Below are 15,412 nucleotides of genomic sequence, written 5' to 3' on the forward strand. Positions count from 1 at the left end.
CAGGCTCATAACCTGAAGGCCGCAGGTTCAAATCCTGCCCCCGCAACCAAATCAGAAATAGCCCCGTCTCCGACGGGGCTTTTTGCGTTTAAAGCCAGTGAAAGCCGGGAAAGACAAAGTCATCCCAATAAAGTCACGACGCCAGCAAATCCATATCCCAATATCGTGATAGCAAAGAATTTTGTCGCCCCGCGGCAAACTGATAGAAGCTCAAGCGAAACTATCTCAACGGAGACCGTGATGAAGCTCTATTACAAACCCGGCGCATGTTCATTGGCACCCCACATCGTGCTCAGCGAAGCGGGCTTTTCCTACGACCTTGAAGTGGTCGATCTCAAGGAAAAGAAGACAGCAAGTGGTGCCGACTACCTGAAAATCAATCCTCGTGGTGCAGTACCTGCTATCGAGGTTGAATCCGGTGTCGTGATTACGCAGAATGCAGCAATTCTGCAGTATATCGGTGATCATTCTGATGTTGCAGCCTTCAAGCCTGCCTATGGCACGATTGAACGTGCCCGTTTGCAGGAAGCGCTCGGCTTCTGCGGCGATCTGCATACAGCGTTCGGCGGTCTGTTTGCGCCCAATTTGGCTGAAGAAGCAAAGGCCACAGTGGTTGTCTCCATCAATCGTCGTATGGGGCAGCTTGAAACGATGCTTTCGAGCGACCAGGACTTCTGGCTTGGGGCCGATTTTACGCAACCCGATGCCTATGTATCCGTCATCATCGGTTGGGGCCTCATGATGAAGGTCGATCTTACGGCCTATCCGAAGGCCCTTGCTCTGCGCGAACGCGTCATGGCGCGCCCTGCCACCCGAAAGGCCCTCAAAGAAGAAGGCCTGCTCTAGAGCGCATTCCGAAAAGTGTGAAACGGTTTTCGGACAAAGATGCGCGTTAAATCAGATAATCAGAGTGCCGATCTGATCCAATCAGATCGAAACGCGCTCTAAGCACTCAAAGCCCGGTGGCAAACTGTCGCCGGGTTTTTTGATTCCGAAGCGATGAATTGAGCTTTGCTTGCACACACTCAATGAAAACGACGGTGCGGCAGCTCTAACTATTCTCAGGAACGTGCGACGGGTTCGGTGTCAGGGCGTTCGATGAAGGGGCAGCTTCAGCTGTCTGAGCTGTGGCTGCAGCCGTGCCTTCCAGTTCGAATTTATCGACATGCATTGACTCGTTCTTGCGCCATCCCCCATGAAGATAAAGCGCGCCAGCCATAAGCATCGTCGAAAGCATGGCAACAGGGAAGCTGAGCCACAGGGCATCCGGTCCGAGCCAGTCTCTCATACCGACGGCAACACCAAGTCGCACCGGATACATCGAAACAAACAGAATGATAAGCGGCCACATAACCTGGCCATTGGCTCGGACGGTACCAAACAGGACCATGGAAACGCCAAAGGCGATAAAGCCCCATGTTGCGATCTTGCCGATGTGCTGACCTATCGGAATGGCAGGGCTGTCAGCACCCAGGAATATCTGCATGGCTTGCCTGTCCGCGGTGAGTAGAACAACAACGAGAATACCGGTCATCAGGATTGCATAGAAAACTCCGATGCGAGTAATGCGGCTGACGCGGTCCCACTTGCCTGCGCCAATATTTTGCGCTGCCATGGCGCTTACCGCTGCGCCAAGCGCCATGGCTGGCATCTGAACATAGGTCCATAATTGTTGTGTTGCGCCGAAGGCTGCGGTCGTGTTGACGCCTTCCTGATTGACCAATCGCATCATTGTCAGCATGGCGCTTGATACCACGATCATCTGGATACCCATCGGAAGTCCTTTGCTGAAAATCAGCTTCAAGACCTTGAGGTCTGGCACCAGAAGCCAAAGCTCCTGTCCCTTGAGACGCAAAGGCAAATCTCGGCGATAGACATAGATGAGCATGGCAGCGAGGCTGATATAATTGGCTACGGCTGTGGCGAGTGCTGAGCCTGATATGCCGAGCGCGGGAATAGGACCGATCCCAAGAATAAGCAGCGGGTTAAGTGCTATGTCGAGGATGACGGCGAGACCCATGAACATGAGCGGAGTCATGGAATCGCCACTGCCGCGCAGCGCCATCATCAGAATGGTCTGCATGAGAATGGCAGGCATCGCGACGAAGGTTACCTGCAGGAAGGCGCGCGCCAATGGCTCGATGGTTTCGGGCGTTCCGAGAAGCCCCAACACAGAAGGCGCAAGAAACCAGCCAACGATTGAGACTATGATGCTGACCGGAATGAATGCGCCCAGCGTTGTGCCTGTGATGGCGCGCGCTGTTTCTATATCGCGGCGTCCGAAAGACTGACCAATGAGAATAGTTGATGCCATCCCAAAGCCAAAGACAAAGGCTGTTAGCAAAAACATCACCAGATTGCCGTTGGTGGTCGCGGCAAGCGCATCTGTCCCGAGCAGCTGTCCGATCCAGATTGTGTCAATGGAGCCGTTTGCTGATTGCAGGATCGAAGATCCGAGTGTGGGCAGAGCAAAGAGCAACAATGCTTGATTGATAGGCGCTGTCGTCAGATCAATGGTGTTTTTCATCCGGCCTCAATCTGGTTCGCCTGTGTTGCAGCTTCACAAGCATCGATAATGCTTCCAAGTTTCAAACAATTCAAATCGCTATCTTGAACGATTGAGTTGAATTGCAGTCAAGAAACAACAAAACCAATGTTTTGGCTTTAAAATGAACGTTTGGCTGCTATCTTGTGCCGGAATCAGGCCGGGCCTCTTTAGTCAATGCTCTGCTTCGTCTGCAAGAATATCGATTTTGGAATGGATGGTATGATCTCTCGTCTTCTCGTGGCCGGCATGACATTGGCGTTTGCAACCTCTGCGAATGGTCAAGCACACACTACCCCATCAACTCAACCCGATAAGTTCATCCCCGTTTCGCAGGTCAGTGGTGTTGATATTGTGCGCTTAGCAGAACTGCCGAAAGTTCCGAAAAAGAGTCACGAAGCGGAATCCTGTGATACCCCAGCCAGCAAAACTCCAAGTGTCGAGGCGCGCGCGGTTGAACAGCAGGGCTGGACCGTAACCGGTGAAGCGAAACTTGGTTCTCTGCAGGCTGTCAGCTTCGTGGCCGACATGGAACAAGGAACGAGCGGATCGTGCCTGTTGAAGGAAGGCAATCTTGCCTTTTATGAAGACGGCAAACTTGTTGCACTTGCATATGCGGCCAAAAATGCCGCGCTCAGTCTGGGTCGTGTTGAACAGAATGGCGACGGCCTGCGCATTTGGGACGGCGACTGGGTACAGCAGCCGGTTGCTGATGTGAAGCTGGTTGGTGGCAAAGGTATCATTATCACCGCATTACCGGGCGAAGAGAAATTCTGTTCCGGCCAGGTGACGGTACCTAATATTTATCGACTGCCGATTAGTCTGGCGCGTATCATGCTCAATGAACATGGCTGGCAGCCAGAAGAAAGCAAGGATGAGCTGGACATCATATCGAAGGGTTTGCGAGAGATGGGTATCAGCGAGGTTGATGGCTGCTCAGGAACCGGCTTCGGCTATTGCGGCTTCTCCTATAAGAATGCTGACCACAGCCTGTCTGTCACAACGGTAGGTGATACGCCATCGGTCCTGTCTTATGATGTGAAGTGCTCGAATTGAGCGTAATGCGCATCTCGAAAAGTGCGAAGCGGTTTTGCAGAACAAGATGCGCGCAAAACAGATTGATAGAGCAGTTCCAGCGGTTCAATGAAAACTGGAAATGCTCTAATGCGTGCATCTCAACAAGTTGAGGGCACTGATCTAATCAGCCACGATCTTTGCTTTCACGAAGACATCGTAGCGGGTGCTTTTACCGAGAATCTGATGGGAGGGCTTGCGTAGCCCTGCCATCGGCTCTGCACGCAAGGGCCATTTGAGCACGACGCGATTTTGCGCATGCTCCAGCGCGACCTGCATCAGCTTCTCAGAGTCTGCGTCGGTGCCGACGATCTCGCGGATTTGGCGCATTTCCTTTTTGACCAGTGCTGAATTCCCTCGCGGTGGGTGCATGGGATCAACCAGAACGACCATTGGCTTCAATTCCGGTATCAGCAGGCAGGAATCGCCATGTAATAGCGTCATGCGCGCCACGGTTTCCGCATACTGACCGCCTTCAGCTGCAGCGCGCGCCAGCCCTTCAGCCAGCAGACTGTGCATTTTCTCTGATCGCTCTATCAGCGTTACTTTCGCCCCCAGTGCGGCGAGCAGAAAAGCGTCGCGGCCAAGACCGGCTGTTGCATCCACGATGTCTGGCGTGATGCCACTTACAAGACCCGCCGCCTTTGCCAGAGCCTGTCCGCGCCCCTCGCCAGAACGAAAGCGATGCCCGACGGCACCGCCGACAAAATCAACAACCAGTTCCGATGTGTCTATTTTCTGCGACATGGGTATTTCCGAAACATAGCCATTGTTAGAAAGGGCAAGGGGCCGTGAATTGCACATGCCGACCATCCGGGTGATGGAAAGCGACTACTTCTGCGTGAAGAAGCAAGCGGTCTGCAGCGCCAAGTGCCTCACCTTCGGCATAAAACTCATCACCGAGAATAACATGTCCCAGCGCTTTCATGTGAACGCGCAGTTGATGAGTACGACCGGTCAGCGGAAACAACTGAATCCTCGTGCTCTTTTCATGACGTTCCAGCACCTGCCAGCGTGTCTGGGCTGGCTTGCCGTTATCAAGATCGACCCGATGACGCGGTTTATTGTCCGGATCGATTGCCAGTGGCAGATCGATCAGTCCCTCGTCTTGTTCCACCCGACCCCAAACCTCGGCAATGTAGCGCTTCTCTGTTGTGCGCGCTTCAAACTGCGCTGCAATAGCGGCGTGGGCTTTGCGATTGAGCGACATGAGCACGAGACCGGACGTGTCCTTGTCCAGACGATTGATCATCAAAGCTTTTGGAAACTGTTTTTGGGCGCGTGTGGCCAGGCTGTCAGAAAGCGCCGGATGACGTCCGGGCACGGATAACAGTCCGCTTGGCTTATCCAGAACCAGAATATCCGCATCGCGATGGATGATCGAAACATACGGCTCTAGCGGCGGATTATAAACGGGAGAAATATCAGACAACACACTCATGTCGGTCATCTAGCATGGTTTGGCTCTCTACGAGAAGCGCGAAGACCGCGTAATTGAGTATGCTGAACTGGCGCGGTTTGGCCATGAGTGAGCTATGCTGAGAGTTAGTGTCGATAACGAATTTGCCGCGTCGTTGAGCATGACTCATATATAGTTTATCTTCATAAGCAGTACCTTAATAAACGGATCCTTTCGGATATGATGGTATGACTGTCATTGTTGCTGCAACAGTAGAGAATATTAATGTCCATCAAGGATGACGCTGCGCTGAGCCAGTTGAAAGACGAGTTGGAGCGGCTGCGGCTCGACTTAGAAAACAAAGAAAAGCTCATCAATGAGCAGGCGCAAACGCTTTCACACTTCAAAAAAATATATGGGCAATCTTCTATTGTCGCTCAAATCGGTATCTGGGAGTGTACATTACCCGACGAGGCGTTGACGTGGTCAGACTATGTCTATGATATATTTGAGCTTCCACGGGGCGCGCCGCTTAACCGATCTCAGACACTGGATTGCTATACCGAGAGTTCCCGGCAGGAGCTACAAAAGCGCAGGTCGGGTGCCATAGCAGAATGCAGCGGTTTCACACTGGAAGCCGAAATAACAACATTCCGTGGTAACAAGCGCTGGATACGGATCACGGCTTCTATCGAATGTCAGGATAACGTGCCGGTTCGAATTTTTGGTATGAAGCAAGATATCACAGATCAGAAAGCTTTGTTTGACCGCATCATATATCTCGCCGAATATGATCAAATGACGGGACTGGCCAATAAAAGCCAGTTCCATTTAAAACTGACTTCAGCGTTGGAATATGCGGCCATCGACAGCAAATCTGGATTTCTTTTGCTTATCGATCTGGATGGGTTCAAAAGTATAAATGACGATTATGGTCACCTCGCTGGTGATGCGTGTATCAAGACGATGGGTGAGCGCCTTAGTGCAATAAATCACACAGGCAACAGTATTTTCAGAATAGGTGGAGATGAGTTCGCAGTTATCGCGCCGAGCTCTTATGATAAAGAAGCGGCTGAAAAGCTTGCACAAATCATAATTGAACGTCTCTGTGAACCGATAAAGTTTGGCAATAAAATGTTAAAGCTCGGAGCATCAATTGGCATAGCAGAGATATCAGGAGATTCTGCATCCAGTGTCTTTATCAATGCGGATACGGCGCTTTATTCTGCTAAGGCTGCGGGAAAGACGACATTTCGTTGTTATCAGCCGGGCATGAAAAGCGGCCCATCCCGAATTGAATTTTGATCAGAGTTGAGTTTCTGCTGTCAATTGTTGTGTGCTGTCTTAGCTTATAAGGCGAGTGTGTTTTGAAACGGCTCGTATTGCTGCAACAAGGGAGAAAGCGAATGTCACAGTTGAATGTAGCTGTTCTGGTTGGAAGCCTGAGAAAAGATTCGTTTAATCGCCGAGTGGCTTTGGGGTTGAGTTCCGTTGTGCCGAAGGACATGACTCTAAGGAGCATTGAGATCGGCGATTTGCCGCTTTATAATCCTGATCTAGATGAGAATACGCCACCCGCAGAATGGATGCGGTTTCGATCAGAAGTGAGTAAGACAAATGCCGTTCTTTTCGTGACACCAGAATATAATCGATCTGTGCCGGGTGCTTTGAAGAACGCAATCGATGTGGGGTCGCGTCCTTACGGTCAGAGTGTCTGGAGCGGAAAGCCTGCAGCGATTATCAGCGGTTCGCCGGGAAATATTTCTGCCTTTGGCGCCAATCATCATCTGCGGCAATCGCTGGTATTCCTCGATATGCCGACCTTGCAACAGCCCGAGGCTTATCTCGCGCATGTTGATAAACTCGTTGATGAAAGCGGCAAGCTTATGCCTGATACGGCAAAGTTCTTAGGCGAATTCCTCAAAGCATTTGATCGATTTGCCCAGAAGAATATTTGAGGTTTCGGTAACGGAATCTCGCATATCGGGTGTGCTGCATGGGGACCTCAGAACGACAGGATGCTGTCTTCTATTTATTTTCCCTTATTTTTGGTTCTCGTCAGTCCCACTAAGGAATATTCGATATTCTATCTAGCCGCAGATTTACAGTCACCAGAGATGTTCAAGCCGCGCACTCCGCTATCGGCAACTGCACGACGAGCCGGATGGCAGGGGGGTATGTATCATACACAAACAGTTGCGGATCACTTCGTCAGGTTAATCTAGATGGAGATGCCGCAAGCTTGGCCTGTATTGGAAATTGTCAGTTAGCGGTGCAGCTTAAATCGGGCGAATAGAATGCGTTGTCTTTGGAATATTGGCTTCAATAGAAAGGTGGCGGGATTAAAACTTGCGGTGGAGTTTCCCTCACGTCGCATTTCAAGGGTATTCCGCATCTGCGGACGTGCCAGCATCCTCTGGATTTGCGTCTGTTGACAGTGTTTACGTGCGGCCCTAATTTATATTCAAGAATTCTTAAATACATATTTTAGTTTTCATGGTGATATGATGATTACACGCCGCCAAATCTGGCTGGGCGCCACTGCAGCTGCAGTTGGTATGTCGATGCAGTCACGATTGGGTAAGGCTGCTGGTTCGTCGGCTGGTGCTGCTGGGTTTTGGTATCCTGAAGAAACAGAACCACATGAGCGCACCTTCATGCAATGGCCGGTGAATCCCGCTGTGCATGACGATCCCGATTTTCTTTATGATATTCAGATAACTATAGCGAAAATCGCCAACACAATCGCGGATTTTGAACCAGTGGTAATGCTAGCGGCGGCACAGCACCATCGTGCAGTCCGCAAACTGGTTTCCGGCAAAGTTGAATTATGGGACATTCCGACCGACGATTTGTGGTGTCGCGATTCCGGCCCGTCCTTTGTTGTCAATGGCAAGGGAGGTCTGGCTGTCACACAGTTCAACTTCAACGGCTGGGGTAACAAGCAGACCCACGGCGCAGATGGCCAGATTGCTGCGCGGGTAGCCGAACGGTTGGGGTTGCAGGTTTTCGACGCAGGTTTGGTGGGGGAAGCGGGAGGTGTTGAAACAGATGGACACGGCACGCTGATAGCCCACGAAAGCAGCTTCATCAATGCCAACCGCAACCGGGGCAGCAAAGCTGAAATTGAGCAGATGTTGCTGGACACGATGGGAGCGAGAAAGATGCTCTGGGCACCCGGAATTATTGGTGCTGATATCACCGATTATCATATCGACGCGCTTGCCCGTTTTGTTAAGCCCGGACAGTTGCTGATCCAGATGGGAGATAAGATCGATCCCGACGACCCTTGGTCGGCTGCCGCCTTTGAAACGCATGACATACTGGCTGCAGCAACCGATGCCGAGGGGCGCAAGCTGGATATGGTCATTTTGCCGGAACCTTATGAAATACGTTCGAGCAACAGCGATTTCGTGTCTTCCTATGTCAATTACTATGTTTGTAACGGCGCGGTGATTGCTGCTGAGTTTGGGGATCGGGAAGCCGATGAACGGGCTGCGGCTATTCTTGGCAAACTCTATCCCGGTCGGGAGATTGTTACATTGAATATCGATCCCTTGGGCGAGGTTGGTGGTGGCATCCACTGTGCTACCCATGAGCAACCCAAGGTCTGATCATGTGGAACTGGCTGCGACGCAATACTGAGCCCTTGGCCGCGTTGGGCGGAATAGCTACGGCCTTTGCCGCGCTTTCCGCATTGGTCATTATTCCGTATCAGATCGGCCAGACTGATCTGATACAGCGTGATCAGACAGCGCGCGAGATATATCGGGAATTTCTAAATCTCACGGTGCAAAAACCCGAACTGGCGCAGGCCGATTATTGCTCGCTGAGAGGCACGACCGAGCTCACCGCCTATGGGGCATATGTCGAGTATCTGCTTTATACGTCTGAACAGATGATCGAAACGTCACCGGACTGGCGTGCGCCGATGGCCGGATACTTGAGTGATCACATGGAATATCTGTGCGATGCCGAGGGGCTGGGCGCGCGGGACGGCGTGGCTGATCTGCTGGCGCAGGCCGGACTGGTCTGCAAGCCCGAAAATACCTGTCAGGAAAACACGCGACCTTGAAGTGATATGGCGGAGAGGGTGGGATTCGAACCCACGGTGGAGTTACCCCCACGCCGCATTTCGAGTGCGGTACTTTCGACCACTCAGCCACCTCTCCGCATTGTGCACTACGGTAAAACGATCTATGAAAATCGCGCCGTCGGTAAGCATCTAAAGCGAATGCTAAGTGTGTAGCGGCTCAATAACGGGCCAAACACAATTAGACAAGACCTAATTTGCATTCCGGGACGAAAATTCTTGACTTTTCCGCTACCTCATATCTATAAGCACCTGACTTTATGTGTGGGGTAGTCCGCGCTTATTGTTTTGATTGGAGATTTCCGGTTTTCCGGGCTCTGATCAGGAGGCTGAGAAGCTTCCAAAATCAATCGACTGATAAAAAGACGGCCCGTGCCCAAGGCGCTTGCGTTGCTGGGTATGAGAGCTGGACCGAACGACCCGAAAGGAAAACAAATGTTCGCAGTCATTAAGACTGGTGGCAAGCAGTACCGCGTTGCCGCAAACGACCTGATCAAGGTTGAAAAGGTTGCTGGCGAAGCTGGCGACATTGTAGAATTTGCAGAAGTTCTGATGGTTGGTTCGACCATTGGCGCGCCAGTTGTTGAAGGCGCTCTGGTAACGGCAGAAGTCGTTGAACAGGGCCGCGCTCGCAAGGTTATCGCGTTCAAGAAGCGTCGTCGTCAGAACTCCAAGCGTACCCGCGGTCATCGTCAGGAACTGACGACTATCCGTATCTCGGAGATCCTCACCGATGGTGCGAAGCCTTCCAAGAAGGCAGAAGCCAAGAAGGCAGCTCCGAAGGCAGACGCCGCTGAAGGCGAAGCCGCAAAGCCAAAGAAGGCAGCGCCTAAGAAGGCTGCAGCCAAGGCTGAGTCGGCTGAGTAAGTAGAAGAGATTAAAGGAGAAATCCAATGGCACACAAAAAAGCTGGTGGTTCGTCGCGTAACGGTCGCGATTCAGAGTCGAAGCGCCTTGGCGTGAAGAAGTTTGGTGGCGAAGCTGTGCTCGCTGGCAACATTATCGTGCGTCAGCGCGGCACCAAGTGGCATCCGGGCGCCAATGTAGGCATCGGCAAGGATCACACCTTGTTTGCGCTTACCCAAGGTTCGGTGTCTTTCCGCGCGAAAGCCAACGGCCGCACCTACGTGTCGGTCAATCCGATCGCGGAAGCAGCAGAGTAAGCCGGACCTCTATAAAGTACCGGCGTCCCATGGACCCGGTACATATGGCGACCTGCCAGAAGATCGAAGGGAAGATGGGACAACCATCTTCCCTTTTTTCATCTGGAGGACAGAACAATGGTCGTCGAAGTTTTAGAAGAAGATTATTACGAGAGCTGTAGTGAGCGGGAGGACAGCTATGCTGATCTCTCGCCCGGATTAGCAGATCAGTTAGATTGCCCCGTCCTTGTTACCGAACGGCTGGTGCTCCGCCCGCCGCACACTGAAGACGTGGATGCAATTTCCTATCTTGCCGATAACACCCGCGTCTCCGCTATGCTCGCCCGTATGCCTCATCCGTACACCCGCGAAAATGCAGTCGACTTTGTCGAGCGCGTGCGAAAAGGCGAGATGGGCAATTGCATTTACGCAATTACCCAAGCTGAAACTGGCATATTTATGGGCTGTTGTGGCATCCACGCGCATAAACACGGCGAAGGGCTGGAGATCGGGTATTGGCTCGGTGAGCCCTTTTGGGGGCATGGTTTTGCCACCGAAGCCGCGCACGTGCTGATTGATCTGGCTTTCCGGGCAACGCCTATAGAACGGCTGCATGTTTCGTGCCGTGTCAGCAATGACGGTTCAAGACGGGTGATCCATAAGTGCGGCTTCCAGTTCAGCGGAATGGGCATGTCGGATTCGCTTGCCGTTGGTAACGTTCCTGTCGAACGTTACGTTCTTGACCGTCGGACTTGGATCGGCCTGAGAAGCTGGCAGTCATAATTATAAAAATGGCCCTGTGGCTTCAGTTACAGGGCCGATAATGATCGGGGAATGAAATGATTGATATTCACGCGTTAAGCCGCGACCGGCTGACGTTACGTGCACTCGACAAAGGCGATCTGCACAGGTTTCGGGCAATCCGACTTTCGGCGCTACAGCTTGCGCCGCAGGCATTCGGATCGAGTTTTGATGAAGAAAACGCCTATTCCGACAGCGTGTTTGCACGTCGTCTGGAACAGGTGAATGGCAATGTTATTTTCGGTGCCTTTGATGGCGAGAACTTGATGGGCATTGCCGGGCTTTATCGGCACGAGCGCAAGTCGGAGCGGCATCGCGGCACTCTGGTAAGTGTCTATGTTGCGCCGGAAGCACGTGGATTAGCTCTTGGTAAGGCGCTTGTTGAACGGATTATCGAACACGCGGCGCAGCACGTCGTGATACTGGATGCGAAAGTCGTGGCGACCAATGAGCCTGCGAAGCGCATCTATTATGAGCTTGGTTTCAAATCCTATGGCGTTGAGCCAAAGTCGCTTTTCGTGCAGGGGCAGTATCTGGATCAGGAACTGCTCTATATCGATTTCAGCGATCCTGCGTGGAAACAGAATTTAGGCTGAAAACCAGTGTCGTCGAGTGGATTGAATTTGACATTTGTTCGTTACCTGCAGCGGAGTGATGCAAATGTCGGAATCGGAGCACTAGCTGTTTGCAGGACAAGGGTTTTGCTGTAATTGCAAATCGGATTGCACGAGATTGCGTGCGGTCCCAAGTTTAAGACGCGCTACGATACAAGTTTCGGATGCGTCACAAGAGGTAAGTTCAATGAAATTTCTCGATCAGGCCAAGATTTACATTCGCTCCGGCGCGGGCGGTGCAGGCGCTGTTTCGTTTCGGCGCGAGAAATTTCTTGAATTCGGTGGTCCTGACGGCGGTGATGGCGGTCGTGGTGGTGATGTGTGGGTCGAGGCGGTAGACGGTCTCAATACGCTGATCGATTATCGCTACCAGCAGCATTTCAAGGCCAAGACCGGCATGCATGGCATGGGCCGCAACATGACGGGTGGCAAGGGCGACGATGTCGTGCTTAGAGTGCCTGTTGGTACGCAGATTTTTGAAGAAGATAATGAAACGCTGATTTGTGACATTACTCAACTCGGTCAGCGTTATCGTCTCGCCAAGGGTGGTAATGGTGGCTTTGGCAATCTGCATTTTACAACGTCAACAAACCGTGCGCCGCGCCGCGCCAATCCGGGCCTTGACGGTATCGAGCGCACGATCTGGCTGCGCCTGAAGCTGATTGCCGATGCCGGTCTGGTCGGATTGCCGAATGCGGGCAAATCCACATTCCTCGCAAGTGTGACAGCGGCCAAGCCAAAGATTGCCGATTATCCTTTTACCACACTGCATCCTAATCTTGGTGTTTCGCGTGTTGATGGTCGTGAGTTTGTGATTGCCGATATTCCTGGGCTTATTGAAGGCGCAAGCGAAGGTGTGGGCCTTGGTGACCGCTTCCTTGGCCATGTCGAGCGCACGCGTGTGCTGTTGCATCTGGTATCGGCGCAGGAAGAGGATGTGGCAAAGGCTTACGCCGTTATTCGTGGCGAGCTCGAAGCTTACGAGCACGGTCTTGCTGAAAAGACGGAAATTGTAGCGCTATCGCAAATTGATACGCTTGATCCGGATGCACGCAAGATCAAGATCAAGGCACTGAAAAAGGCCTGCGGGCGCGATCCGTTGCTACTTTCTGCTGTCAGTCATGAAGGTCTGAACGATACGCTGCGTCAGCTTGCAAGCGTTATTGATAAGAGCCGGGCTGCAGAGGCGGGTACGGGTGAAGCCGAAGACTGAGGATAAATTATTATCTTAAGCGCATCTTGTCCGAAAACAACTTCACCCTTTTTGGGGATACGCTTTCGGTGCGGCGAGGAAATGAATGCATGCTGAAACAACTCAAAGACTATCGCCGCATCGTCATAAAAATCGGTTCCGCTCTGCTGGTGGACCGATCAACTGGTCTCAAGCAGAGCTGGCTTGAGACATTGGGTCAGGACATTGCCAATCTGGCGCGTGCCGGGGTGGAAGTTCTGGTAGTTTCTTCAGGGGCCATTGCACTTGGCCGCACAGTTCTTGGGCTGCCGAAAAAGTCGTTAAAGCTTGAGGAAAGCCAGGCGGCAGCTGCCGCAGGTCAGATCGCGCTCGCCAAGGCTTATGCCGACGTGCTCGGCAGCCACGGCATCAAGTCTGGCCAGATTCTGGTGACACTTTCAGACACCGAGGAGCGCCGCCGCTACCTCAATGCGCGCGCGACCATTGAAACGCTTTTGAAACTTGGCGCGGTTCCGATCATCAATGAAAACGATACGGTCGCGACAACCGAAATTCGTTATGGCGACAATGACCGTCTGGCAGCGCGTGTAGCCACCATGATGGGTGCTGATCTGCTGATCCTTCTTTCGGACATTGACGGGCTTTATACGGCACCTCCGCACAAGGACCCGAACGCGCAGTTTCTGCCGCTCGTTACAACGATTACTCCTCAGATTGAGGCTATGGCGGGTGCGGCTGCATCCGAACTTTCGCGCGGTGGCATGAAGACCAAGCTTGATGCTGGCAAGATTGCCAATGCTGCAGGCACCGCGATGATTATCACCTCCGGCACGCGTATGGCGCCACTTTCAGCCATTGATCGTGGAGAACGCGCAACCTTGTTTGAGCCGTCGCGTGCGCCGGTTAATGCTTGGAAGACCTGGATTTCCGGCAATCTGGAACCTGCTGGAAAATTATTGGTCGATGCCGGTGCGGCTAAGGCGCTGAAGTCTGGAAGATCGCTACTGCCTGCGGGTGTGAAAGAGATTGAAGGTCAGTTCGAGCGCGGTGATACGGTTGCAGTGCTGAATGAAGAGCGCCGCGAAATCGCGCGTGGACTGATTGCTTACGATGCTGACGATGCGCGCAAAATTGCTGGGCATAAAAGCGATGAGATTAGTGCCATTCTTGGTTATGATGCGCGCGCTGCGATGATCCACCGTAATGATCTGGTGGTACGAGGTGTGACCACTACCGAGACGGAAGAAGCGTAAGGGGAAGAGGATGTTGAACAAAGTGGATGCCGGAACTGACATCGCAGCCATCATGGCAGAAGTTGGTCGTAAAGCCAGACAGGCAGCGGCTCCGCTTTCCATCGCTTCGCCTCAACAGAAAAACAAAGCCCTGCTTGCTGCTGCAGATAGCATCCTTGCAAGCAAAGACGCTATTCTTGAAGCCAACAAGCTCGATCTTGCCAATGCTGCGGAAAGCGGGATGGCAGCTTCGTTTGTTGATCGGCTGACACTGGATGACAGTCGTATTCAGGCGATTGCTGACGGCATTCGCGCTATTGCTGAATTGAATGATCCGGTCGGTGAAGTGATTGCCGAGTGGGATCGTCCGAATGGCCTCCATATCGAGCGTGTTCGCACGCCGTTAGGTGTGATTGGCGTGATCTATGAAAGCCGTCCCAATGTGACGGCGGATGCTGGCGCATTGTGCCTCAAAGCCGGTAATGCCGTGATTTTGCGTGGCGGTTCGGATTCCGCCCATTCGTCGGCTGCTATTCATATGGCTCTGGTTGCGGGACTGGAGGCAGCTCAATTGCCTGCCGATGCAATCCAGATTGTGCCGGTTACAGACCGCGCGGCAGTTGGCGAACTGCTCAAAGGTCTCAATGGTGCGATTGACGTGATCGTGCCACGGGGCGGTAAAAGCCTCGTTGCGCGGGTGCAATCGGAAGCGCGCGTGCCGGTTTTCGCGCATCTTGAAGGCATCTGTCATCTCTATATCGATAAGTCCGCTGAACTCGACATGGCGCGTGCGATTGCTGTGAATGCCAAGATGCGCCGTACCGGTATTTGCGGTGCGACCGAAACCTTGCTTGTGGATCGTGCGGTGGCTCAAACGCATCTGGTGCCGGTTCTTGAAGATCTGGCTTCGAAGGGCTGCGAAATTCGGGGCAGCGATGAAGTCGTCGCACTTTATGAAGCCGCGACGCCTGCCGCGCAAGAAGACTGGTCTACCGAATATCTCGATGCAATCATTTCGGTGGCGCTGGTCGATGGTGTTTCGGGCGCGATTGAGCATATCAACCGTTATTCCTCGCACCACACCGAAGCTGTTGTGGCTAGGGATGCGGATGTCGTTGCACGCTTCTTCAACGAGATCGACTCGGCCATTCTTTTGCACAATGCTTCGACGCAGTTTGCTGATGGCGGCGAGTTCGGCATGGGTGCGGAAATCGGTATCGCGACTGGCAAGATGCATGCGCGTGGTCCGGTTGGCGTCGAACAACTGACCTCCTTCAAATATCGTGTTCGTGGAAACGGACAGGTTAGAGGTTAGGCTCG

Annotated in this window: 16 protein-coding genes and 1 tRNA gene; 13 read left to right on the plus strand and 4 right to left on the minus strand. The window is 52.6% G+C overall.

The annotated features are described in order from the left end of the window. Nucleotides 1–240 precede the first annotated feature (240 nt). On the plus strand, nucleotides 241–846 hold the full coding sequence (gst, locus tag QBD00_RS17165) for a glutathione transferase (RefSeq protein WP_191793418.1): 606 nt from the start codon (nucleotides 241–243) through the stop codon (nucleotides 844–846). 205 nt (nucleotides 847–1,051) lie between these two features. Here gst and QBD00_RS17170 read toward each other — a convergent pair whose 3' ends face one another. Next, nucleotides 1,052–2,527, minus strand: coding sequence for an MATE family efflux transporter (locus tag QBD00_RS17170; protein WP_095447449.1), 1,476 nt, complete (start codon nucleotides 2,525–2,527; stop codon nucleotides 1,052–1,054). A 240-nt stretch (nucleotides 2,528–2,767) separates the two neighbouring features. Here QBD00_RS17170 and QBD00_RS17175 point away from each other — a divergent pair, with 240 nt between their 5' ends. After that, a complete protein-coding gene (locus QBD00_RS17175) occupies nucleotides 2,768–3,601 on the plus strand; it encodes a hypothetical protein (RefSeq protein WP_151096099.1) in 834 nt (277 codons plus the stop codon). A 141-nt stretch (nucleotides 3,602–3,742) separates the two neighbouring features. Here the strand turns inward: QBD00_RS17175 and QBD00_RS17180 are convergent, their stop codons facing one another. Together QBD00_RS17180 and QBD00_RS17185 are read right to left on the minus strand one after the other, a co-directional pair. After that, the gene (locus QBD00_RS17180; protein WP_095447447.1) at nucleotides 3,743–4,366 is read right to left on the minus strand and encodes a class I SAM-dependent methyltransferase; all 624 of its coding nucleotides are present in this window, start codon (nucleotides 4,364–4,366) and stop codon (nucleotides 3,743–3,745) included. 25 nt (nucleotides 4,367–4,391) lie between these two features. Further along, complete coding sequence (locus tag QBD00_RS17185; RefSeq protein WP_318580101.1) at nucleotides 4,392–5,060, minus strand: RluA family pseudouridine synthase; 669 nt, start codon at nucleotides 5,058–5,060, stop codon at nucleotides 4,392–4,394. A gap of 243 nt (nucleotides 5,061–5,303) precedes the next feature. On the opposite strand from QBD00_RS17185, the gene QBD00_RS17190 reads away from it, so the two are divergent. The 4 genes from QBD00_RS17190 to QBD00_RS17205 all read left to right on the plus strand — a co-directional run bounded on the left by QBD00_RS17190 (nucleotide 5,304) and on the right by QBD00_RS17205 (nucleotide 9,093). Continuing rightward, a complete protein-coding gene (locus tag QBD00_RS17190) occupies nucleotides 5,304–6,323 on the plus strand; it encodes a diguanylate cyclase domain-containing protein (protein ID WP_318580102.1) in 1,020 nt (339 codons plus the stop codon). Between the two features lie 101 nt (nucleotides 6,324–6,424). Further along, entirely contained in the window at nucleotides 6,425–6,976 is a 552-nt protein-coding gene (locus tag QBD00_RS17195; RefSeq protein ID WP_095447445.1) for an NADPH-dependent FMN reductase, read from the plus strand. A gap of 546 nt (nucleotides 6,977–7,522) precedes the next feature. Beyond that, the gene (locus tag QBD00_RS17200; protein WP_412535041.1) at nucleotides 7,523–8,632 is read left to right on the plus strand and encodes an agmatine/peptidylarginine deiminase; all 1,110 of its coding nucleotides are present in this window, start codon (nucleotides 7,523–7,525) and stop codon (nucleotides 8,630–8,632) included. 2 nt (nucleotides 8,633–8,634) lie between these two features. Continuing rightward, the gene (locus tag QBD00_RS17205) at nucleotides 8,635–9,093 is read left to right on the plus strand and encodes a hypothetical protein (RefSeq protein ID WP_191793425.1); all 459 of its coding nucleotides are present in this window, start codon (nucleotides 8,635–8,637) and stop codon (nucleotides 9,091–9,093) included. Between the two features lie 7 nt (nucleotides 9,094–9,100). Here the strand turns inward: QBD00_RS17205 and QBD00_RS17210 are convergent. Further along, nucleotides 9,101–9,190: transfer RNA gene (locus QBD00_RS17210), tRNA-Ser, on the minus strand. Nucleotides 9,191–9,546: 356 nt separating this feature from the next. Here QBD00_RS17210 and rplU point away from each other — a divergent pair. The 7 genes from rplU (at nucleotide 9,547) to QBD00_RS17245 (ending at nucleotide 15,407) form a co-directional block, all read left to right on the plus strand. Then, nucleotides 9,547–9,978, plus strand: a complete 432-nt coding sequence (gene rplU, locus QBD00_RS17215; RefSeq protein WP_095447440.1) for a 50S ribosomal protein L21 — start codon at nucleotides 9,547–9,549, stop codon at nucleotides 9,976–9,978. A gap of 26 nt (nucleotides 9,979–10,004) precedes the next feature. After that, nucleotides 10,005–10,274: a 50S ribosomal protein L27 gene (gene rpmA, locus QBD00_RS17220; RefSeq protein WP_094578302.1), complete on the plus strand. Its 270-nt coding sequence runs from the start codon at nucleotides 10,005–10,007 to the stop codon at nucleotides 10,272–10,274. Nucleotides 10,275–10,391: 117 nt separating this feature from the next. Next, nucleotides 10,392–11,036, plus strand: a complete 645-nt coding sequence (locus QBD00_RS17225; RefSeq protein WP_318580103.1) for a GNAT family N-acetyltransferase — start codon at nucleotides 10,392–10,394, stop codon at nucleotides 11,034–11,036. Nucleotides 11,037–11,092: 56 nt separating this feature from the next. Beyond that, the gene (locus QBD00_RS17230) at nucleotides 11,093–11,650 is read left to right on the plus strand and encodes a GNAT family N-acetyltransferase (protein ID WP_095447438.1); all 558 of its coding nucleotides are present in this window, start codon (nucleotides 11,093–11,095) and stop codon (nucleotides 11,648–11,650) included. Between the two features lie 205 nt (nucleotides 11,651–11,855). After that, the gene (obgE, locus tag QBD00_RS17235; protein WP_318580104.1) at nucleotides 11,856–12,881 is read left to right on the plus strand and encodes a GTPase ObgE; all 1,026 of its coding nucleotides are present in this window, start codon (nucleotides 11,856–11,858) and stop codon (nucleotides 12,879–12,881) included. 89 nt (nucleotides 12,882–12,970) lie between these two features. Further along, nucleotides 12,971–14,113 carry a glutamate 5-kinase gene (proB, locus tag QBD00_RS17240; RefSeq protein WP_095447436.1) on the plus strand — a complete coding sequence of 381 codons (1,143 nt, stop codon included), beginning with the start codon at nucleotides 12,971–12,973 and terminating at the stop codon, nucleotides 14,111–14,113. A 10-nt stretch (nucleotides 14,114–14,123) separates the two neighbouring features. Continuing rightward, nucleotides 14,124–15,407: a glutamate-5-semialdehyde dehydrogenase gene (locus tag QBD00_RS17245; protein ID WP_318580105.1), complete on the plus strand. Its 1,284-nt coding sequence runs from the start codon at nucleotides 14,124–14,126 to the stop codon at nucleotides 15,405–15,407. Nucleotides 15,408–15,412 lie beyond the last annotated feature (5 nt).

The sequence above is a fragment of the Ochrobactrum sp. AN78 genome (assembly GCF_029909885.1).
Classification (GTDB): domain Bacteria; phylum Pseudomonadota; class Alphaproteobacteria; order Rhizobiales; family Rhizobiaceae; genus Brucella; species Brucella quorumnocens.